Raw genomic sequence first — 20732 nt, 5'->3', positions numbered from 1 at the left:
AAGCGCGATTCCGCTTGCTCTTTATCAAGAATCCGTTACAAAGAGACCGCTCTCCGTCCACAACCGGCCACGGATTGAAGCCAATCGGTGACCCGGAGATACTTGACTGACCGAGAACCGGCTGGATTGGATCGTGTGGAGTGGTTCGCAACAACCCCACGTGGTTCGCAACACCCCCACCCTTCTGCCCACAGCTCCCGGAACGGCAACCGTGACTTCCAACACCCTTCCCAGCAGGTCAATCCGGACATACCGAGGCGCGGCGGCCGTCGCGCTCGCCGCGACGACGGCCCTGCTGGCGGGCTGTTCCTCTTCCGACGACAGCAAGTCCGACCCGCTGTCGGACAGCAAGGCGAGCGGGGACACCGTCGTCGTCGGCTCCAACAACTTCGCCGAGAGCACCCTGATCGCCGACATCTACGGCGAAGCACTCAAGGCCAAGGGCATCAAGGTCACTTACAAGCCGAACATCGGCAGCCGTGAGACGACCTACGGTCTGCTCAAGAACGGCTCCGTCTCGGTCCTGCCCGAGTACAACGGTGCCCTGCTCGCCTACCTCGACCCCAAGGCCACCCCGAAGACCGTCGAGGAGACCACCAAGGCCGTCGAGGCCAAGCTCGACTCCAAGCTGACGCTGCTGGACCCGGCGGAGGCGCAGGACAAGGACACGGTGACGGTCAACGCGGCGACCGCCGCCAAGTACAACCTCACCGAGAAGTCGTCCATAGCCGACCTCAAGGACATCGCCAAGGACCTGGTCATCGGCGCCTCGCCGGAGTTCCAGACCCGCCAGCAGGGCCTGGTCGGCCTGAAGTCCGTGTACGGCCTGGAGTTCAAGTCCTTCAAGGCGCTCGACGCGGGCGGCGCGCTCACCGAGGCGGCCCTGACGAAGAACGCGGTGCAGGCCGGCGACATCTTCAGCACGGACCCGACCATCTCCAAGGAGAAGTTCGTCGTCCTCCAGGACCCGAAGAACCTCTTCGGGTTCGAGAACGTCCAGCCCCTGGTCTACAAGAGCGCCGTGAACCAGACGGCCATCGACGCCCTCAACGCGGTCTCAGCCAAGCTCGACACCGCGACCCTGCTGGACCTGGACACCCAGGTGCAGTCCGACAACAAGGACCCGCTGGACGTGGCCCAGGCCTGGCTGAAGAAGGTCGGCCTCAGCAGCTGACCCGAACCGCGCCCGATCTCCCTTGGACAGCACCAGCGACATACCGACACAGGTGCCCGCGCGCTCCTGTGTCGTGCTCGACGGCAACGGCCTCGGCCTGCCCGGACTCGTCCGGCTGGCCGACGCCGTCGCCGACCCGGTCGTACCGCCCGAGGCGCTCGACCGGGTCGGCCACGCCCACGAGACCGCCGAAAACCTCGCGGGGCAAGGCCTTTGGTACGGCCGTGGCACCGGCGTGGGCGCCCACCGCTCGATCGCGGTCGACCCGTCGGACTCGGCCGGCCACACCCTGCGCCTGCTGCGCAGCCACGCCGGCGGCGCCGGCCCCCTGCTCCCGCCGCGCCGGGCCCGTGCCCTGCTGGCGGTCCGTGCGAACCAGCTCCTGGCCGCCGGCTCCGGCATCCACCCGTCCTTCGTCACCGCCCTGACCGAGGCGCTGCGTCTTGGCGTGTACCCCGCGATCAACGAGTACGGCGGTGTGGGCACCGGCGACCTGACCGCGCTCGCCCAGACCGGCCTGACCCTGATCGGCGAACGCCCCTGGCTGACGACGTCCCCCGACGCCGAACTGCCCGCGCCGGTCACCCTCCGCCCCGGCGACTCGCTCGCCCTCCTGAGCAGCAACGCCCTCGCCCTGGGCCGGGCCGCCCTGGCCTGCCACGACCTGGACGTGCTGCTGAGGGCCACCCACGCGGTGGCCGCTCTCTCCCTGGCCGCCGTCTCCGGCTCGCCGGAGGCCTACGCGCCCGAGGTGCACGCCCTGCGCCCCTACCCCGGCCCGGCCAGGGCGGCGGCGGAGATACGACGCCTCCTCGCGATACCCGACCACCCCCGCACCGCCGGCCGCCGCGTCCAGGACCCCTACGCCTTCCGCGCCTTCCCCCAGGTCCACGGCGCGGCCCTGGAGGCCGCCGACACCCTCCGCCGCGTCATCGAGACGGAGATCAACTGCCCCACGGAGAATCCCGTACTGGCCCCCGACGGCCACGTCTACCACCACGGCGGCTTCTTCGTGACGCCGCTCGCCCTGGCCCTGGACGGCCTCGACCTCGCCCTCCTGCAGACCGCCCAGCTCTCCGCGGCCCGCCTCCAGGCCCTGGGCCGCGCCGACCTCACCGGCCTTCCCGGCTTCCTGGCCACGGGCCCGGCGGCCAGCTCCGGCACGATGATCCTGGAGTACACGGCCAACTCGGCCCTGGCGGAGGTCCGTTCGTCCGCGACCCCGGCCTCGGCGGGCCACACGGTCCTCGCCCACGGCCTGGAGGAGGCGGCGACCTTCGCCGGCCAGGCGGCGAAACAGGCGGAACGGGCCGCGGAGGCCTACGGGGTGGTACTGGCCTGCGAACTGGTGGTGGCGGTGCGGGCGTTGCGGCTCGGGCCGGTGAAGCCGACGGTGCCTGCTTTCCGGGTGGCGGCGGCAGCGCTGCCGGCGGACACGGAGGACCGCGCGCTGACGGGCGACGTCACCGCCGCGACGGAACTGCTGCCGGTGCTGGCCGACCTGTGAACGGCTCGGCGGAGGCGGCGTGCGGTGCGGCGATCGCTCGCACCGGCGTGCCTCATGCCTTCCGTTCCATGGTTCGGTGCCGCTTGAGCCAGTGCAGCGCGAGATCCACCGCAGGCCGCAACGGAAGCAGGCGGGTGGGGGCCGCGCCGACCAGCCCGTGACGCACCAGCGGTCTGCCGGGGCCGATGGACTGGTCCTCCAGCCAGGCCCCGATCCGGGCGAAGTCGCTGTCGTCGAGTGCCACGTCCTCGAACTCGCGCCATTGCCTGCCGCGTTCCGCTCCCTGGGCGGCGAGGACACAGCTGTAGGTCTGGCGGGGCGGGTCGGCCAGGCGGTATTCGGCGAGGTGCAGGGCGGTACAGCGGTCGAAGCCGACCCCGAGCAGCAGGACATGAGCCTGCAGGCGGTAGAGGCGGCCGAGCGGCGACGCCTCCCCGAGGTGGCAGTCGAGAGGATGACTCGCGGTGATCTCCCGTGCGTGTCGTCCCAGGGCGGCCATCGAGGTCTGGGGATGGCCGCTGCGCAGGGCTCCCGGTGAGGTACGGAGCCGCTCGGCGAGCGCCCCCATACCGGAGCTGGCCGTGGTGCCGGGGTCGAAGCCCGGCATGTTCGCACGGAACGCGGCCGACTGCTCCGCCGTCATACCGCGGATCCGCTCCCGATGGGCCGACGAGGTGAGGGAGTTGTCGGCGGTGAAGGCCGGCACGACGATCGTGCCGGACGGTCCCACGGCTCGTCGCAGCGCGCCGAGCACCGTCTCCGCCCCCTCAGCGGTCCTGCCGACCGTGCGCAACGACGCGTGGACCAGGACCACGTCCCCCTCGCGCAGACCGAGTTCGCGCAGGTCGTCTCCGAGGTCTGCTGCGGTGTGTGCCGACTTCATCGGTGAACCTCCGCCGGTGCGGACAGGGCATGGGCCGCGCGCCGGATCCCCGTGGCCAGCAGACGGCCGGGACCCGAGAGGGACCGCTCGGTGCCGGCGAGGGCATCCAGGGCGCTCAGCAGGCTGCCGTGGCTCTGGGCGAGGACCCCGCCCGGGACGGGGAGCGCGCGGGCGGCTTCGGCGACCGCCAGTCGCAGGTAGGCGTCGCGAAGGGCCGGGCGGCCGGGACCGGCCAGGTCGTACAGGTCGTGGAGCGCCGCGAATTTCGCGTGCTGGAATTCCCTGACCAGCGACATCGCCAGTCGTGCGGGCGATGCCGAGAGGTGCAGGGCCACCGCGCCGAACGGCGGCCGGGGGACGTCCTCGGGCATGTCGTCCACCAGGGGGATCACGGTGTGCACACCTGCGGCCAGACCGTGCGCGCGGCGGGCGTGCCCACGGCGCAGGAGATTCCAGGCGGCCGTGAAGCGGGTTCGCAGCACCGCGGTTCCGGCAGTGTCGAGCCGCGGGACCTGGCCGGCCCCGCCGGACATGCCGAGCACGGGGCGGAGGAGATACGGCGGACAGAAGTCGCCGTCCGCCAACAGCGTCCGAAGAGCCCCGGCTTCGAGGCGGGGCATCGCCTGCCAGCGGGCGGCCCCGCCGTCGGCACGCCGGACCCGGACGCCGTCGGTGGCGAACGTGAGGGAGCGGCCCGAGGCCGAAGCCGGCAGCAGCAGCCTGCCGGCGGACGGCAGGACCACCGCTCCCGAACCCACGGTGATCGTCAGCTCCAGGGGCCGGCCGGCGAAGACCGCCGCCGACAGGGCGATGCACTCGAGCCGGCCCTCGTCGGGTGGCATCAGCCCGCGCGCGTGCGCCGTCCAGGAGTGCGCCGCCCAGCCGTGCACGGCCGGATCCGCGAGCACCGTGTCGAGGGCGGGGCCGTCCAGGGCGAACAGCGCCTCCCAGGCGGCCGGCGAGCCGATGCCCGCCCGGTGCAGGCCTGCCAGCATCGAGCGCCGCAGACTCGTCTGGGCCGCCCCCAGGGTCCGTACGGCCGCGGTGTCGTCGGCGTCGATCGCCGTCAGTGTCTCGAAATCCGACGTGGTCAGACCGTGCCGGGACGGCTTCTCCGCCTGCTGCACGTGGCGGACCAGGGTGAACAGGTCGGCACAGTAGACGGAGGGATTGTCGAATCCGTGGCCGGAGCGATGCCGGTGACCGTACAGGCCCCCGCCGCAGATGCCCACCACCGCGCAGCCGCGGCACTGCTCGCACAGACTGTCCGGGCCCGGTCGGCGCCGCTGGAAGCCGGGATGGGTCGCCGCCTCGTCGAAACTGTGGGTCAGGACATGGAATCCGGTCTCCGGCGCCCCCCGCGCCACGGTCTTGAGCCAGTCCGCCTGTTCGATGGAACCGTCCGTCTCGACCACCACGAGGTCCGGGCTGCCCAGCCCCAGTGCCTCGGTGAACGAGTTCTCGCCCGCGGCCGCCGCCTCGATCGACTCGAACAGACGGATGCCGAAAGGCCTGCCCGCCGCGTTCCAGCGTTCGTAGACGGTGATCAGCCAGTCCGCGTAGTCGTGGGTGCCGTGCGGACGGGGCGGCGGATGGTCCCAAGTGGCGTGCGGCAGCAGCAGATCGACACGGGGCGGGTGCAGTTCCGCCAGCGCCTCGTAGACCGCGTCCGGATCGTTGCGCACGTCCACCGTGCACAGCAGGCCGGCGAAGACATGCCGGTAGGCGGGCCGGGCAAGCAGCCGTACCGCCCGGACCACGGTGTCGTGACTGCCCGTGCCGTCCGCCCGCACGCGATGCCGGTCGTGGGAGGCCCGGTCCCCGTCGAGGGACACCCCGGTGAGGACCCGCTCCCGGGCGAGCATGGCGCACCACTCGGCGTCGAGCAGCATGCCGTTGGTCTGCATCCCGAGATCCAGCGCGGCCACCCCGTCCAGAGCCCGGCGCAGCTCACCGGCGGCCCACTGGAGGTTCTCCCGCCCCATGAGCAGCGGTTCGCCACCGTGCAGGACCACTCCGACCCTCTTCAGCCGGTGCGCCGCCGCGTGTTCCGCGATGCGTGCGGCGGTGGCCAGCACCGTGGGCCGGGCCATGCACCGGGGCCGGTCACGCCAGCTCTGATCGCGGTGCCGGTAGACGTAGCAGTGGTCGCAGGCGAGATCGCAGCGGCTGTGCACCTTGACCACGAACTGCTGGAAGGGGCGGACAGCGGCGGACGCCTCCATGGTCCCGGCCAGGCCTCAGAGGAACGAATTGAAACCGGGAATGTCCACATCACCGGTCGACATCGCCCGGTGCACGGCCCGTTCGTCCTGGAGGGTGCAGCGGTCCAGGGGAACGCGCCTGCGCTCGACCAGCCGGCCCGCGACGAACAGCGCGGCGGAGTCGGACGCGTTCGCTTCACACGGGGTGCCGACCTCGCGGATCGGGGCGCCCGTACCGAGCCGGGCGAGCCGCTTCGCCATGTCTGCGTCCACGGACGCTCCCCTCGGACGTGCGCGTCTAGGTGACTCATGTCTCGCGAACTGCACTGCTGCGCACGGAGGTTCGCAGACGTATCGGCAGCCGGGCGCTTTCATACTGCACGCCGGGCGCAGCCGCGACAAGGCGCCGTTCGGCCTAGGCACCTCCTTAGCCGCGGACGGCGGCGGGTTCGTCCGGACCGTGTCCCTCCAGCTCGGCCAGAAGAGCGGCTGCGGCTCCGGCGTCGGCGGAGCCGATGCGGCGGAGGATGTCGACTCCCCGCCGTAGGTTCCGCACCGCCGCCGCCCGCTCGCCCAGCTGCGCCTGGCAGCGCGCCGCCCCGGTGAGCGCGCGGGCCTCGTCGAGGTGACCGTGCACCGAGAGCGCGATCCGCAGGGCCTCCTGATAGAGACCGAGACCCCGCGCCGGCCCTTCGACCGCGGCCAGCAGGGCCGCCTTGCTGTTGAGCACCTCGGCCTGTCCCTGCCCGTCGCCCAGCTCCACGAAGAGGGCGAGCGACTCCTCCAACAAGGGGGCCGTCGCTCCGTACTCGCCCATCGAGAAGTGGTCTTCGCCGAGGTGATGGAGGGTGTTGGCCTGCCCACTGCGATGGCCGAAGTCCTGGAACAGGGACAGCGCACGGTGGTGCAGCGCGATCGCCTCGTCGAACCGGCCTGCCGCGCGGTGCACGGAACCCAGGTGATCCAGCGTGGCGGCCAGCCCCATCGTGAAACCGCTCTCCTCGTCGTCGGCCCGGGCCTTCTGCAGCAGACGGAGTGCCGTCTCGAGGTCCCCGGTGCCAAGGCCCACGCGCGCCAGACCCAGAGACGCCAGTGCCACTCCGGACGCGTCGCCGTACTCTCGGCACAGCTTCAGGCACTCTTCGAGCACGGGGGAGGCCGCGCGGAAGTCCCCGGTCGTCAGGTGCAGCTCGCCCAGGCGGTAGAGCGCGTTGGTCTGGCCACGGCGGTCGCGCACCTTCCGGTACAGGGCCAGCGCCGTCCGGAACTCCTCCTCCGCCTCGTCGAACCTTCCGGTCGCCAGCAGGGCATGGCCGCGGTTGTAGATGGCGTTGGCCTGTCCGTGCCGGTCGCCCAGGTCGTTGTACAGCGTCAGCGCACGCTCATGGGCATGGATCGCCTGCGGATAGTGCCCGGTCAGGAACCGCACCGCCCCCAGGGCGACGAGTGCGTCGGCCTCGGCGGCCCGGTCACCGATGTGCCCGGCGGCGGTGGCGGCTCGCTGGAGGAGGCCGGCGGCCTGGGCCCATGGGCCTTCCAGGCGGAGGAACGAGGTGAGGGCGACGGTGAGACGGATCGTGCGGGATGCGTCCTCGCGCATGTCGTCAAGACACGCGAGGAGGTTGGCGCGTTCGGCACGCAGCCAGGTCAGAGCGGCGCGTCTGTGCGGCAGGGCGGGCATCGCGGCGGGGGGTGGCACCGGCAGGGGCCGAGGGGACTGGGCGGAGCGCAGGTGGCTGTCGGCGGTGTGCGTGGTGTGCTCGTAGTAGTCCAGGAGCTGTTCCAGAGCCCGCGCGCGTTCGTGGACGGGATCGCTCTGCTCGCCGAGGGCGCGGGCGTAGGCACGGAGAAGGTCGTGGAGGCGGAAGCGTCCTGGCGCCGTCTCGTCCAGCAGGTGGTCGGTGTACAGCTCCTCGAGCTGCCAGCGGGCGTCGGCGAGAGGGAGGGCGCTGAGCGCGGCGGCGGCGTAGGGGTCGGTGTCGAGCCCGGGATGCAGGCTCAGGAAGCGGAAGACTCTTTGCCGTTCCGGCGGCAGGCCCTCGTAGGACATGGCGAACGCGGTCCGGACGGCGAGGTCGCCGGGGCGATCGCCGGCCCGCAGTTCGCCGAGGCGGTCCTGGGTGTCGGCGAACTCCCCGGCGAGCCAGGGGAGCGTCCATGAGTCGTGCCGGGAGAAGCGGCCGGCCAGCAGCGCGATGGCGAGCGGCAGGCAGCCGCACAGTTCCACGAGGGTGCGCAGCGCCGCCGCGGCGGACGCGTCGACAGGGCGGCGGGCCAGCCGGCGGAACATGGCTTCGGCCTCGTGGACGGGCAGGACCTCCAGAGACAGGGAGAGCGCGCTGTCCAGCCCGATCAGCCGACGGCGACTGGTGATCAGCGTGAGGCAGCCGGAGCCGCTGGGAATCAGCGGGGCCACCTGGGCATGGCCCACGGCGTCGTCCAGGAACACCAACAGCCGCTTGCCGGCGGTCTGGTCCCGCCACAGCGCCTGACGGCCTTCCAGCGTGGCGGGCAGTTGCTGGGCCGTGATGCCGAGCCGGGTGAGGAGGTCGGCCAGCACATCGGTCGGCCGGGCCGGCCGGTGACCGGGCGTGTGGGCGTGCAGGGCCTCGAAGAGCTGACCGTCGGGGTACTGCTCCCTGAGCCGGTGGGCGACATGGGTGGCCAAGGCGGTCTTGCCGATACCGGGCATGCCGTCGACCGCGTGGACCGACAGGACACGCTGGGGCCCTGCCGCCTCCAGCAGACGGCGCAGCTCGCTGTCGCGGCCGGTGAAGTCGGCCAGGTCGGGCGGCAGACTGTGCAGGGCGGTGGGAGCGGGGGGCGGCCCGGCGGAGGTCGTCGTGTTGATGTTCTGCGTGGTGATGTGCCCGGCGACGACGGTGGTGCCCTCCCCTGCCGCGTGGACCTCCTGCCGGATCCGTCGGGGGGAGGCGTTGTCGTCGCTCATGACGCTCGGGTCCGCGTCACCTGTACGACCGCGCCGGGGCACTTCTGCCGGGCGCCGGGCGGCGGGGCGGGCCGCCGGACGCCTTCGATCCACCCGGCCTCCGCCGTGGCTCCCCCCGACGCCGTGGACGCGACCGGTCTGATCGGATCCATCCCGCACCACCTCACGAACTCTGTCCCGGGCCCGACTACCAGCGTGCGGCCCGCACCGGAGAGTGCGCCATCGGCCAAAATGCATCGAACGCTGATCGAACGGCGAGGTGCCGGGGCTTCCCGGAGTGACGGGACAGGACCCTCCGTCGGTGTGCGGGCGGGGATGGGTGCGCGGCCCGAGACGTCGAGCGCGCCCCATCCCTCACACCTGGCGGACGGTCAGAGGTCGAACTCGTGCGGCGGCAGGTCGAGGGTGAAGCAGGCCTCGCGGACCACGGCCTGCTCGGTCTTGTCGAAGTCGCCGTCCGCGCCGCCGATCACGATGCCGATCTGGATGACGGCACGCGCCTCGGCCGGCTTCTTCTTCGCCTTGGCGACCTCCTGGAGCACGCTCACCTTGCCGAAGGCGAAGTCGGCGGTGAGTTTGTTCAGGTTCTCCTCGAAACGGCGGCGCAGGTCGTCCGCCGGGAAGTTCTGCAGCACCTCGTTGGTGGAGATGAGCTGGGCGACCCGCTGCCGCTCCGCCGGATCGATGGTGCCGTCGGCAGCGGCCACGAGCGCGCACATCGCCATGCTCGCATCGCGGAACGCACCGCTCTTCAAGTCGTTCTTCTTCGCCACGAGCTGGGTCTGCATCTGCGTCGCGGAGTCCTTGATGCGGTCCCACAGAGCCATGCGCACTCACTCCTCGGTCGGTATGTGCTTGCCAAGAGTCTTGCTTGCCCAAGAATTTACTTCTACAACAACGTAGAAACTGACGTGGAAGCCGAGAAGTTCCCGCGTCCTAGACTGGTCCCTTCGATCCGGAACGGGTCCCCTCGACGCGGTGGACAGGAGGAGTACGACAGTGGCGACAGCGCCCGGCAGCGGCCACGACGACCCCTCCGCGGACGTCCTGACTGAGGCGGCCGCGGCCTTCGGGCTGCTCGCCTCGCCCGCCCGGCTGCACATCGTCTGGGCGCTGGCGCAGGGCGAGAGCGATGTCACCGGCCTCGCCGAGCGGGTCGGCGGCGCGCTGCCCGCCGTCAGCCAGCACCTCACCAAGCTGAAGCTGGCCGGCCTGGTCCGCTCCCGCCGGGAGGGCCGCCGCCAGGTGTACCTGGTGGACGACCCGGACGTGGTCGACGTCGTACGCCTCCTGGTCGGCCGCCTCACCGCCCGCACGACCGGCGCCGAACTCCCGGCCCCCCGCCACCTCCGTGGTCTCTGAGGGCAGGACCGCCACCGCGCTGCAGGTGCTGCGCCGGCTGGACACGGGACCGCGCGGGCTGACCGAGGCCGAGGCCGCGGCCCGGCTCGCCGACGCCGGCGAGAACACCCCGCCCCTTCCGCACACCGCCTCCTGGCCGCTGCGCTGCGCCCGGGCCCTGCGCGACCCGTTCACCGCCGTCCTGCTCACCCTCGGCCTGGTCTCCGCCGCCGTCGCCTCCTGGGGCACGGCCGTCGTGATCCTCGCCCTGGTCGCGGTCAGCTGCGGACTGCGCGCCGCCGGCGAACACCGCGCCGACCGCTCCCTGGCCGCCCTGCGCGAACTCGTCGCCGGCACCGCCACCGTGCTCCGCCGCACGGGGGAGGAGGCGGCACCGCGGGCCCGGGAGGTCCCGGTCGCCGAGCTGGTCCCCGGCGACGTCCTACGGCTCGGCCCCGGCGACCTGGTCCCGGCCGACGTACGCCTGTTGCGCGCCCGTGGGCTGACCGTGCACCAGGCCGTGCTCACCGGTGAGTCGGCGCCCGTCGCCAAGGCCGCCGCCGAGGTCCCTGACGCGGGCTACGCGGCCGACGCGGGCCCTTTCCAGGAGCCGTACCTCTGCTTCCAGGGCAGCGGGGTCGCCTCGGGCAGTGCCACGGCGGTCGTCGTGGAGACGGGAGAGCGGACCCGGTTCGCCGCCGCGCAGAGCACGGCGGGCGGGCGGCGGGCGGCGAGCGCCTTCGACCGGTCCGTGCACGGCATCTCCTGGGTGCTGATCCGGTTCATGCTGCTCACCCCGCCACTGGTCCTCATGGCCAACGCCGCGCTGCGCGGCCGGGGTCTGGAGACGCTGCCCTTCGCGGTCGCGGTCGCCGTCGGGCTCACCCCCGAGATGCTCCCGGTGATCGTCACCACCTGTCTGGCCCGGGCCGCCGCCCTGCTCGCCCGCACCCACCGGGTCGTCGTACGACGGCTGCCCGCGCTGCACGACCTCGGCGCGGTCGACGTCATCTGCCTCGACAAGACCGGCACCCTCACCCAGGACCGCCCCGTCGTCGAACGCGCCCTCGGTCCCGACGGGCAGGACGATCCGGAGGTGCTGCGCTGGGCGGCCGTCGGCGCCTGGTGGACCCTCCAGCTCGCCGAACTGCCCGCCGCCGACGCCCTGGACGAGGCCCTGCTCACGGCGGCCGGCCCGGTGGGGGAGGAGTACGACGGCATCGGCGCCGTTCCCTTCGCCCCCGGGCGGCGCACCGCCACCGCCGTCGTCGCCGGCCGCCTCGGCACCCATGTCCTGGTCACCAAGGGCGCCATCGAGGACGTACTGGCCCGCTGCGACCTCGACCCCACCGAACACGGACGCCTGCTCGCCCTCGCCGCCCGCGAGGCCGGCGCCGGGCTGCGCGTGCTCGCCGTCGCCACCGCCGAAGCACCCGCCCGCACCCGCCCCTACACGGCCGCCGACGAACGCGGCCTCACCTTCCGGGGTCTGGTCACCTTCCGGGACGCCCTCGCCCCCGGCGCCGCCGAGGCCCTGCGCGACCTCACCGGCCTCGGCATCGCCGTCCGCGTCCTCACCGGCGACCACCCCGCCACGGCCGCCCGCGCCTGCCGGGACCTCGGCCTGGACGGGGAGCGGGTGACCGTGGCCGGTGATCCCCTCGACCTGGACGCTGTCGTCGTCGCCCGCTGCACCCCCGAGGACAAGGCCCGTATCGTCAGCGGGCTGCGCGCCGCCGGGCACACCGTCGGCTTCCTCGGCGACGGCGTCAACGACGTCCCCGCCCTGCGCGCGGCCGACGTCGGGATCGCGCCCCGCACGGCCGTGGACCTCGCCCGCGAGACCGCCGACGTCGTGCTCGCCGAGAAGGACCTCGGCGCGATCGGGCACGCCGTCGCCGCCGGCCGGCACAGCAGCGCCAACATCGCCTCCTATCTGCGGGTCACCCTCTCCTCCAACCTCGGCAACGTCATCGCGATGCTCTGTGCCGGTCTGCTGCTCCCCTTCCTGCCGATGCTCCCGGCCCAGGTGCTCGTCCAGAACCTCTGCTTCGACGCCGCCCAGCTCGCCTTCGCCCACGACCGCCCCGGCCGTGCGGCCCTGCGCCGCCCGACCGTGCTGCGGCCGCGTGCCTTCCTGCGGTTCATCACCGGCTTCGGCGTGCTCAACGCGATCGCCGACCTCGCCACCTTCGGCGTGCTCGCGCTCGCCCTGCGCGGCCCCGACGCCCTCGACGACCAGGCGGTCTTCCACTCGGCCTGGTTCACCGAGAACCTGCTCACCCAGGCCCTGGCGATGTTCCTGCTGCGCGGTGGCACCCGGCCCGGGCCCGTCGGCCGGGCCGCCGCCGCGCTCGCCGCCGTCGGCCTGCTGCTCCCGCCCAGCCCCCTGGGCGCGGCCCTCGGCATGACCGGGCTGCCGTCCGCCTGCCCGCTGCTGCTCGCCGCCGTCCTGGCGCTGTACGCCCTGGCCCTGAGGGCGGTGCGGGCACGCCACGACCGGCGCCTGCCGTAGCGATCACGGGGCCGTGTCAGGAACACCGCCGCCCGGCCCGGGTTGTACAGTTGCGCAATGTAGCAATCGTCGCTGCTCGGCCGGGCGCGTGAAGCACCCTCCGCCGGCACGGATCAACGTGAGAAAGGGAGGGGGCGGTCATGTTCCGCAACGGACTCGAACCCTGGCATCTGCTGGTCGTCGCGATCGTCTTCATCGTGCTCTTCGGCTCCCGGAAGCTGCCCGACACCGCCCGGGCCCTGGGCAAGTCGATGCGCATCCTCAAGAGCGAGGCGAAGGCGATGAAGACGGACGACACGGCGGCACCCGTGGAGCCGACGTCGGTACAGCGGGCGGCGGAGCCGGCCGCGGCGCCGGCGCAGCCGGGGCCCGGGACGGCCACCGAGCCGACCGTCACCACGAACTGACGCCTCCTGCCCCCGCGCTGCGCGGGTAGCCTCCGGATCGCCCTGGCCCGGCGCACGGCCGCCCCGGATCCGCAGCAGTGTCCGGTGGTCGCCGGCGGGCGCGACGGCACCTGGCGGGAGTGCGCGGTCGGGATGCTCGCGTTCCTGGTCGGCGTGGTCGGCGTGGTCGACGGGACGGCGGGGCGGTGGTCCTGGTCGTGGTGCACGTAAAGCGGCCTCCGCATCCCCCGCCGCCGGCCGGCGGGGAGGGCGCGGAGGCCGTGGTTCCCGGTCCCGTGAGCGCGCCGTCCGCGGAGCAACCGTCAGGAAGACGCTTCGCCTGTGGAGCACACGTCACTGCGCCTGCACGGAGTCCGTCGCCCGCGCCTGCTTCTTCCGTTGCCGCCGGCTCACCCGCGGCTCCTGGTCCGGCAGCCAGCCGAAGATCATGCAGCTGCCGACGGTCCCGAGGGCGAGGCCGACGAAGAAGCCGCCCAGGTTGGAGGTGACCCAGCTGCCCAGGGAGCACAGGATGCCGACGACGGAGTAGAAGAGGCGCTGCGAGGGGCTGAAGAGGGCCAGCAGGCCGCACACCACCATCACCACCGGCAGCAGATAGCCCGCCACGCCCTGCATGCCGACATGGATGACGACCTTCAGCGAGGCCTTCTCGGTGAGCAGGATCCACCCGCCCCCCAGGGTCAGCAGCAGCCCGCCCCAGAACGGCCGACGGGCCCGCCAACCGCGGAAGGCGGGCCGCCACCCCTCATTCGGAGTGTCTGTGCCGGACATCAGCAACCCGTGTCGCTGAAGCTGAGCTTCAGGCCGGGAAGCGTGAACGTCCCGGCGGTGGTCTTGTAGTTGGTCTGCCGCAGGTTGTCGATGTGCACGGTGTCGGCCTGCTGGCTGAAGACGCCCAGCGGGCCCTTGACTCCGGCCTTGGTGAGTGTGCTCGCGTCGTTGCCGATCTCGATGTTGTTGAAGGACGCGTCGCCCGTCAGCAGGGTCGAGTCGGTGGTCAGATCGGTCGCCTGCACCTTCGACGAGCCGCTGCCCGCCTTGATGAGCAGGTTGGTGCCGCCGAGGTCGACGCTCTGGCACAGGCTGTCCAGAGTCGCCTTCTTGATCGCGGAGGTGACGACCAGTACCTGGCCGCCGGTGTCACCGGCGTTCGGGCTGCCGTCGGCCATGGTGTCGAGCGCGCCGAACTGCTCGAAGCCGGTGCCGTCGAGCGACTTGGCGGTGACGGTGAAGGGCATGCCGGAGATGTAGAGCGTCACCCCCAGCGCCCCTTGGGCGGTCAGGACCGCGAGGCCGGCGAGGGCCAGGGTGGCCGGCACCGCCATCACCGCGGCGCGGCGCCCGCGGACCCGTCCCCGTCTCTGTCCCCCTCCGGTGGTCCCGGCGGTGTCTGGTGTGTCGGAAAGAGAACCGCTTCCCGGGTTCTCAGGCGGGTTGTCGGCGGACGGAACGTCCGGGGACGAGGCCATGTCTGCTCCCATGCATCAAGTCACGCGGGTTGGGCTTCAGTGGCACGTTGTCCTGGCGCGGACAGCGGCTGCCGCGTACGCCTCCTCGCAACTCCCGGCGGACGCAAGGGATTTCTGGTTACGCAGCAGTAGCCACGCCGCAAGTTACCGGCGGTTACTTTAATGGGTCAAGGCAGTTGTGAAAAAAGGGTGTTGAATATGCGTCAATTGTGTTCCGACCTCGTATTCCCTTGATCGGTTTCTCAACTCCCGTGATCGGCCTTGACGTTGACGGGAGATCAGGTCTAGAACTCTCCCTGGTTTCCTTCGGATCCGTGGCGCCGGATCCGCCGAGCGGCATCGACCGCTTCCCGGCCTCTTCGATCACCGCTCCGCTCAGCGGCGTCGGCACGGTCGCTTCCCCCCAGGGATCGTGCCCGAACGCCTTTGACCGGCCCGGCCGGAGGCCTAACCCCCCCAGGCTTTCGGCCGGTGTCCGGCCTGGCTGCCGTTGCCGGCCCGTCACGTACGGAGAAGGCGTGACGAGCCGGCAACGGCCGGCGCCGCATCCGCGCCCCCCACCCCCCCAACCCCCCACTTCACCCCACGCAAGACCCCCCAAAGAAAGAGGCAACCCGCATGCGTACGCGATCCCTTCTCGCCCTCGCCGGTACCGTCGTCGCCCTCTCGGTCGCGGCCACCGTGCCTGCCTCCGCCGACGGCGCCGTGCTCACCACCGGCAGCGCCGGCGGCACCGCCGTCGCGGTCGGCGACACCCTCAGCGCGTCGCTGGCCAGCGGCACCACCGCCACCCTCTACTCCAGCGCCACCAGCACCAGCGGCATCACCTGTGCGGCCTCGACCTTCACCGCGACGGTCACCGACAACCCGGCCGCCTCCGGCACCGCCACCGAGTCGGCCACCGCGCAGACCTTCGGCAGCTGCACCAGCAACGTGACCGGCGTGACCGGCGTCTCCAGCATCACCGTCGACAACCTGCCGTACACCACCGCGGTCTCCTCGGACGGCACGGTCGCGGTCACCCCGCCGAGCGGCTCGACCATCCAGACCACGGTGAAGCTGACCACCCTCCTGGGCAGCATCACCTGCGTCTACCAGGCCGCGAGCCTGTCCGGTACCAGCTCCAACACCGACAACAGCCTCGCCTTCAGCAGCCAGGCGTTCGCGAAGTCCTCCGGCTCCATCCTCTGCCCCTCCGCCGGCTACTTCACCGCCAAGTACGCCCCGGTCACCGACAACGGCGCCACCGTCTTCGTCAACTGACCTTGCAGCAAGGGCCGTCAGCGTCGACGTAGGCGCAACGCCAGGGCGGCGCCCCCGGTGAGCACCAGCACCGCGGCGGCGCCGCCCGCCAGCAGTGGCGCGGACGGGCCCGAACCCGAGCTCGTGTCGGAGGCCACGGGAGTGCTGTCGGCGGCGGTGGTTCCGGTCTTTGGGGAGACCGGGGCCGCCGCCGTCCGCCGTGTCGGGACGGCAACACTCTTCGAGGCGGTGGGAGCCGGGGTCTCGGAAGCGCTCGGAGTCGGCTCGGCACTCGCCCGCGGGCGCGCGCTCGCCGTCGCCCCGCCGTCCTTCTTCGCCGTGAACACCACGTCGGAACACGAGTAGTAGGTGTCCGTCGTGCTGCTGTTCTGCCAGATCGTGTACAGCATCTGACGGCCCGTCCGGTCGGCGGGCAGCTTCGCCGTGAAGTGGTACGCCCCGTTCGTCAGCGCGGGGTCCTTGAACTCGGCGAACGGCTGCGCGGGCAGCTCGGACCACGTCAGCGGCTTCGTCGGGTCGTACCCCTGCCGCGTCAGATACAGCTTGAACGTGCCGGCGTGCGCGATCGTCGAGGCGTACGTCATCGTCATCCGGGCGCCCGGGGTCAACCGGGTCGCGGGCCAGTCCGCGCGCGCCAGGTCGAGCCCCTTGTACGCCGGCAGGTTGCCGCTGCACAACTTTCCGTCCGGAATCACCTGCCGGTCACGGCCGTTGACCCCCGCCACCCGCAGGTTGTCCCACGCCACGAAGTTCTGCCCGCTCGCCGAGATCGCCGCCTTGCAGGCCGCCGTAGCCGCGCTGCCGCCGCTGGGGGAGCAGGCGTAGACCCGGCTGACCGGGTCGGTGGGTGCGCCGTGCGCCTGGGCGGAGCCCGCCGCCCACGACAGGAGCAGCAGCGGAGCCGCGACGGCGGCTCCCGTCAGACGGGCGGTCGTCCGGGTCATCGGGACCTCTCCTAGGCAGGCGCGGGTACGGGGTCTGCTGAGGTGAGTACGGGATGCGGGCGCGTACTGTTCACTGCGGTTGATCACAGGGCACGGCGGTGTGTGCGGCGCCGACCGGGTCGTCCCATTTGTGGGCAGCGCAGGCGTCGTTGAGAACCAACCGTCCGGCTCGTATCGTGGTGATCGCCGATGTGCGCCCGGCCGCCCGCGTCGCCTTCGAAAAACCGGCACGGACACGAGGGAGTGGCGTGTTCTGATCTCGTGCGTTTGTGCAGCGTGGCCGCCGATCACGGGGCCACGCCCGCGACTTGCACGAGTCCGTCACCAGGTCCGCACAGGTTGCCCCTCGTTCCCGCACGGTGAGCTATCGTGTGCACGGGGTAAAAAACAAACCGCATGCCCCGTCGGTTTGGAGCCGTGAGGAGTGTTGAGTCGATGGCGAGGCAGTTACGCGCGGAGCAGACCCGCGCCACGATCATCACGGCCGCCGCCGACCTCTTCGACCGGCGTGGCTATGAATCCACCAGTCTGAGTGAGATCGTCGAACACGCGAAGGTCACCAAGGGGGCGCTCTACTTCCACTTCGCCGCCAAGGAGGATCTGGCGCACGCCATCATGGAGCTCCAGTCGCGCACCTCCAGCCAGTTGGTGAAGGAGCTGGACAGCCGCGGTTACTCCTCGCTGGAGGCCCTGATGCGCACCACGTTCGCGATCGCCCGGCTCTCCGTCGACGGCCCGATCCCGCGTGCCGGACTGCGGCTCGCCACCGCGGACGTCACCGTACGGCCGCCGCTGCGGCATCCGTTCACCGAGGGCCTGGAGTTCGCCACCCGCAAACTCCAGGGCGCGGTCAAGGAGTCCGACGTCCACCCGGACATCGACATCGGCGCGGTCGCCCACTCACTGGTCTGCTTCTTCGTCGGCACCCGGGTGGCCGGCCGCAACCTGGAGCCGGTGGGACGACTGCCGCGCAGGGTCGCGGAGATGTGGTACCTGATGATCCGCGGCCTGGTCCCGGTGCACCGGCGCGCCCGTTACATGACCCTCGCCACCCAGCTGGAGCGCGAGATCAGAACGGCGTGACCGGCGCCGCCGGTTCGGCGGAGCCGGGCGACCCGCGCGATAGCGTGGCGCCCATGCCCGACTCCGCCGCCGCACCCGTGATCCTCGGCTCCACCGGCCCGTTCCCGCACAGCGTGCTGGCCGAACGGCACCCCGCGATCATCCGCCAGGTGCGGGACGCCTTCCCGTACGGCCCCGCACAGCACCGTGCCCTCGACGCGCTGCTGCACCACTGCACCGAAGGCGTCATCGAACCCCTGCCCGACGACGACCGGTGGCGCGGCTGGGGCCTGGACGGCTACCTCGGGCAGTCCTGGTTCGACGTGCCGTGGCTGTGGTCCGAGAGCTACTTCTACCGCCGGCTCCTGGACGCCGTCGGCTACTTCGGCCCCGGCCCCTGGCAGGGCATCGACCCCTTCCGGCCCTTCAAGCTCGCCGAGCTGGACGCCAAGGAGACCGACGAGGAACTGGCCGCGCTGGACGCCCTCGACGACGACCCCGACCGCGCCCTGCTGCACGGCTCCCTCTGGGGCAACCGCGCCGACCTCGGATTCCGACTCTCCGCCGAGTCCGGCGAGGCCGTCTCCGCCCTCGTCGCCGACGACAGCGCCGGCCTCTGGCCGCTGCTCCGGGGCGGCACCCTGTGCCTCGTCGCCGACAACGCGGGCCGTGAACTCGTCCCCGACCTGCTGCTGATCGCGCACCTCCTGGACACCGGGCGCATCGCGGACGCGGTCCTGCACATCAAGCCCTACCCCTACTACGTCTCCGACGCCACGACCGCCGACGTGCTCGACGCCCTGCGCAGGCTCACTGCGGCGTCCGGTGCGGCCGCCGGGTACGGCCGCATCCTCTGGTCGGCGCTGTCGGACGGCCGGCTCACCGTGCGCGCCCACCCCTTCTCCTGCGCCCCGCTGCCGTACAGCGAGATGCCCGGGGACCTGCGTGCCGAGTTCGCCTCCGCCGACCTCACCATCTTCAAGGGCGACCTCAACTACCGCCGTCTGGTGGGCGATCGGCTCTGGCCGCCGACCACTCCCTTCGCCGAGGTCACCGCCTGGTTCCCGGGTCCGGTGGCCGCGTTGCGCACCCTCAAGTCCGACGTGATCACCGGCCTGGCCGCGGACACCGAGGCGGCCCTGGACGCGGCCGAGGGGCAACGCTGGCGTACGGCCGGAACCCACGCCCTGATCCAGGTCAACGCACAGACACCGGAAGGGACTTGATGCCGTCGACGAAGTGGGAGACCGGCCGTTCGGCGGGCCCGGCCGGCTCCAGGGGACACGACCACGGTGACCCGCCCGGCGGTGCCCGGCAAGGGGACAGGCCCTAGCCCGTCTGCCAGACCGTCAGGTCCGCCATCAGGAAGCTGCCCCCGCTGTCCGGCAGCGCGTCCGACTTCACCTGGACCACGAACAGGGCGATGTCGCCGTCGCGGTCCTTGGCGCAGATCTCGCTTCCGGCCGCCACCGAGGCCAGCGTGCTGCGGTGGCTGGTGGCGTCGCCGAGCAGTTGACGGCACACCTCCAGGGAGCCGCGCGGGTCTCCCAGCACGTCGACGAACACGCTGGTCCGGCTCTCCAGCGAGCAGCCGTCCTTGGTGCACACGAAGCGGACGTCGCCCTTGCGGTCCTTGCGCTCGGCCTGCGCATCGATGTCGACGGAGTTCTTCTGGTCGAGAAACTCGGCGGGGAAGGGGTAGGCCACCGTGTGCGGCGAGGGTGACGCGCTCGGGGACGACGACGCCCGGGTCGTACCGCCCGAGGAGACGGCGCCGCCCTTGCCGGACACCGTCGAACCCGAGGTGCCGGACGAGGACGCCGCCTCGACCTGCCGGCGGACCCAGCTGTCCGTGTCCCTGACGATCAGTACCACGGCCGTCATCATCAGCACGACCGACGTCACGGCGGCGGCCGCTATCAGCGCCTTACGACGGCGGCTCATCGGCTGCCCGGCCGGCGGCGTCGGCAGCGGCCTCGTGCCCGGGGGCACGGGGTAGGCCCAGGTGGGGTCGGCGACCGGCGCGGGGACCGTCGGCTCCGGGCCGGTCAGCTCCTGCCACACGGCCGGCCCCGCGCCCGCGTCGGCGTCCGGGCCCAGTCGCCCCCGGCACCACTCGACGATCTCCGCCAGGGTGGCCCGCCGCTCCGGATCGGCATCCAGGCAGCGGGCGATCAGCGGACGCAACTCCTCGGGCAGCAGGCTGAGATCGGGCTTCGAGTGCACGATCCGGTACAGCACGTTGACCGCCGGGCCGTCTCCGTACAGCGGCTCGCCCAGCGCTGCGAACGCTGCCGTCTGGCCGAGAGCGAAGACATCGGTCGCCGGGGTGACCTCGCCTCCGGACGCCTGCTCGGGAGCCATGAACGAGGGCGTGCCGATGGCGGTGCCCGTCGCGGTGTGGAAGGTGGCGTCGGCGGCCAGCGAGATACCGAAGTCGATCACGCGCGGGCCGTCCGAGGCCAGCAGCACGTTGGACGGCTTCAGGTCCCGGTGCACGATGCCCGCGCCATGGATGGCCTGGAGCGCCTCGGCCACCCCCGCCATCAGCCACAGCACCGCCGGCAGCGGCAGCGGTCCGCGCCGCGCGACGACGTCGGAGAGGGCGGGTCCGGGCACGTACAGCGTGGCCAGCCAGGGCGGTATGCCGTCCGCGTCGGCGTCGATGAGTTCGGCGGTGTACGCGCCCCGGACCCGGCGGGCCGCGGCGATCTCCCTGCGGAACCGGCGCCGGAAGTCCGGATCGTCGGCCAGCTCCGGCCGCACCACCTTGATCGCCACCGGCCTGCCGCCTTGTGTGTGCGACAGATAGACCCGGCCCATGCCGCCCGCGCCGAGCCGCGCGGCGAGCCGGTAACCGGCCACCATCGGCGGATCGTCCGCCCGCAGCGATTGGAACACCCCGGTCGCGTTGTTCATCGGCCCCCGCCCCCTGATCCGTTGATCCGGCGAATGGACCAACAGCGGCAGCCTAAAGGATGCCCTGTGAAACCTTCGGAGGGAGGACGCCCGT

Annotated in this window: 18 protein-coding genes; 9 read left to right on the top strand and 9 right to left on the bottom strand. The window is 72.1% G+C overall.

Annotated elements, in window-relative coordinates; genetic code table 11:
- Nucleotides 1-211 precede the first annotated feature (211 nt).
- Together ACZ5K7_RS02150 and ACZ5K7_RS02145 are read left to right on the top strand one after the other, a co-directional pair.
- Nucleotides 212-1174: an ABC transporter substrate-binding protein gene (locus ACZ5K7_RS02150; protein ID WP_351710285.1), complete on the top strand. Its 963-nt coding sequence runs from the start codon at nucleotides 212-214 to the stop codon at nucleotides 1172-1174.
- A gap of 52 nt (nucleotides 1175-1226) precedes the next feature.
- Entirely contained in the window at nucleotides 1227-2681 is a 1455-nt protein-coding gene (locus ACZ5K7_RS02145; protein WP_351710283.1) for an aromatic amino acid lyase, read from the top strand.
- Nucleotides 2682-2733: 52 nt separating this feature from the next.
- On the opposite strand, the gene ACZ5K7_RS02140 is transcribed toward ACZ5K7_RS02145, so the two are convergent.
- The 5 genes from ACZ5K7_RS02140 to ACZ5K7_RS02120 form a co-directional block, all read right to left on the bottom strand.
- Nucleotides 2734-3564 (bottom strand): AAC(3) family N-acetyltransferase, encoded by an 831-nt coding sequence (locus ACZ5K7_RS02140; RefSeq protein ID WP_468909408.1) that lies wholly within the window; start codon nucleotides 3562-3564, stop codon nucleotides 2734-2736.
- Complete coding sequence (locus ACZ5K7_RS02135) at nucleotides 3561-5789, bottom strand: FxsB family cyclophane-forming radical SAM/SPASM peptide maturase (protein ID WP_468909405.1); 2229 nt, start codon at nucleotides 5787-5789, stop codon at nucleotides 3561-3563. Before ACZ5K7_RS02135 ends, ACZ5K7_RS02140 begins: the two co-directional genes overlap by 4 nt.
- A 15-nt stretch (nucleotides 5790-5804) precedes the next feature.
- Nucleotides 5805-6041 (bottom strand): hypothetical protein, encoded by a 237-nt coding sequence (locus ACZ5K7_RS02130; RefSeq protein ID WP_351710276.1) that lies wholly within the window; start codon nucleotides 6039-6041, stop codon nucleotides 5805-5807.
- A gap of 154 nt (nucleotides 6042-6195) precedes the next feature.
- Nucleotides 6196-8718, bottom strand: a complete 2523-nt coding sequence (locus tag ACZ5K7_RS02125) for an ATP-binding protein (RefSeq protein ID WP_468909401.1) — start codon at nucleotides 8716-8718, stop codon at nucleotides 6196-6198.
- A 371-nt stretch (nucleotides 8719-9089) separates the two neighbouring features.
- On the bottom strand, nucleotides 9090-9545 hold the full coding sequence (locus ACZ5K7_RS02120; RefSeq protein WP_351710270.1) for a tellurite resistance TerB family protein: 456 nt from the start codon (nucleotides 9543-9545) through the stop codon (nucleotides 9090-9092).
- 172 nt (nucleotides 9546-9717) lie between these two features.
- Here ACZ5K7_RS02120 and ACZ5K7_RS02115 point away from each other — a divergent pair, with 172 nt between their 5' ends.
- From ACZ5K7_RS02115 to ACZ5K7_RS02100, 4 genes are all read left to right on the top strand, one after another.
- Nucleotides 9718-10080: an ArsR/SmtB family transcription factor gene (locus ACZ5K7_RS02115; protein WP_351710267.1), complete on the top strand. Its 363-nt coding sequence runs from the start codon at nucleotides 9718-9720 to the stop codon at nucleotides 10078-10080.
- The gene (mgtA, locus tag ACZ5K7_RS02110; RefSeq protein WP_468909398.1) at nucleotides 10070-12574 is read left to right on the top strand and encodes a magnesium-translocating P-type ATPase; all 2505 of its coding nucleotides are present in this window, start codon (nucleotides 10070-10072) and stop codon (nucleotides 12572-12574) included. Before ACZ5K7_RS02115 ends, mgtA begins: the two co-directional genes overlap by 11 nt.
- Before the next feature lie 140 nt (nucleotides 12575-12714).
- Nucleotides 12715-12981: a Sec-independent protein translocase subunit TatA gene (gene tatA / locus ACZ5K7_RS02105; protein WP_351710262.1), complete on the top strand. Its 267-nt coding sequence runs from the start codon at nucleotides 12715-12717 to the stop codon at nucleotides 12979-12981.
- Nucleotides 12982-13065: 84 nt separating this feature from the next.
- On the top strand, nucleotides 13066-13191 hold the full coding sequence (locus ACZ5K7_RS02100; protein ID WP_468909395.1) for a hypothetical protein: 126 nt from the start codon (nucleotides 13066-13068) through the stop codon (nucleotides 13189-13191).
- 123 nt (nucleotides 13192-13314) lie between these two features.
- Here the strand turns inward: ACZ5K7_RS02100 and ACZ5K7_RS02095 are convergent, their stop codons facing one another.
- Together ACZ5K7_RS02095 and ACZ5K7_RS02090 are read right to left on the bottom strand one after the other, a co-directional pair.
- On the bottom strand, nucleotides 13315-13752 hold the full coding sequence (locus ACZ5K7_RS02095) for a DUF6114 domain-containing protein (RefSeq protein ID WP_351710256.1): 438 nt from the start codon (nucleotides 13750-13752) through the stop codon (nucleotides 13315-13317).
- Entirely contained in the window at nucleotides 13752-14450 is a 699-nt protein-coding gene (locus ACZ5K7_RS02090; protein WP_351710253.1) for a DUF6230 family protein, read from the bottom strand. Before ACZ5K7_RS02090 ends, ACZ5K7_RS02095 begins: the two co-directional genes overlap by 1 nt.
- A 618-nt stretch (nucleotides 14451-15068) precedes the next feature.
- On the opposite strand from ACZ5K7_RS02090, the gene ACZ5K7_RS02085 reads away from it, so the two are divergent.
- Complete coding sequence (locus ACZ5K7_RS02085; RefSeq protein ID WP_468909391.1) at nucleotides 15069-15713, top strand: Tat pathway signal sequence domain protein; 645 nt, start codon at nucleotides 15069-15071, stop codon at nucleotides 15711-15713.
- 17 nt (nucleotides 15714-15730) lie between these two features.
- Here the strand turns inward: ACZ5K7_RS02085 and ACZ5K7_RS02080 are convergent, their stop codons facing one another.
- Complete coding sequence (locus ACZ5K7_RS02080; protein ID WP_351710247.1) at nucleotides 15731-16657, bottom strand: lytic polysaccharide monooxygenase auxiliary activity family 9 protein; 927 nt, start codon at nucleotides 16655-16657, stop codon at nucleotides 15731-15733.
- A 435-nt stretch (nucleotides 16658-17092) separates the two neighbouring features.
- Between ACZ5K7_RS02080 and ACZ5K7_RS02075 the strand changes: the two genes are divergently transcribed.
- Both ACZ5K7_RS02075 and ACZ5K7_RS02070 read left to right on the top strand, forming a co-directional pair.
- Entirely contained in the window at nucleotides 17093-17740 is a 648-nt protein-coding gene (locus tag ACZ5K7_RS02075) for a ScbR family autoregulator-binding transcription factor (RefSeq protein WP_351710244.1), read from the top strand.
- A gap of 53 nt (nucleotides 17741-17793) precedes the next feature.
- Nucleotides 17794-18945 (top strand): damage-control phosphatase ARMT1 family protein, encoded by a 1152-nt coding sequence (locus ACZ5K7_RS02070; protein ID WP_468909387.1) that lies wholly within the window; start codon nucleotides 17794-17796, stop codon nucleotides 18943-18945.
- Nucleotides 18946-19048: 103 nt separating this feature from the next.
- On the opposite strand, the gene ACZ5K7_RS02065 is transcribed toward ACZ5K7_RS02070, so the two are convergent.
- Nucleotides 19049-20638, bottom strand: a complete 1590-nt coding sequence (locus ACZ5K7_RS02065; RefSeq protein ID WP_468909384.1) for a serine/threonine-protein kinase — start codon at nucleotides 20636-20638, stop codon at nucleotides 19049-19051.
- Nucleotides 20639-20732: the final 94 nt, after the last annotated feature.

It is taken from the genome of Streptomyces sp. NPDC031497 (genome assembly GCF_055580905.1).
The sequence above is the reverse complement of the archived record's forward strand: the minus strand, read 5'-3'. Positions and strand labels throughout refer to the sequence as shown.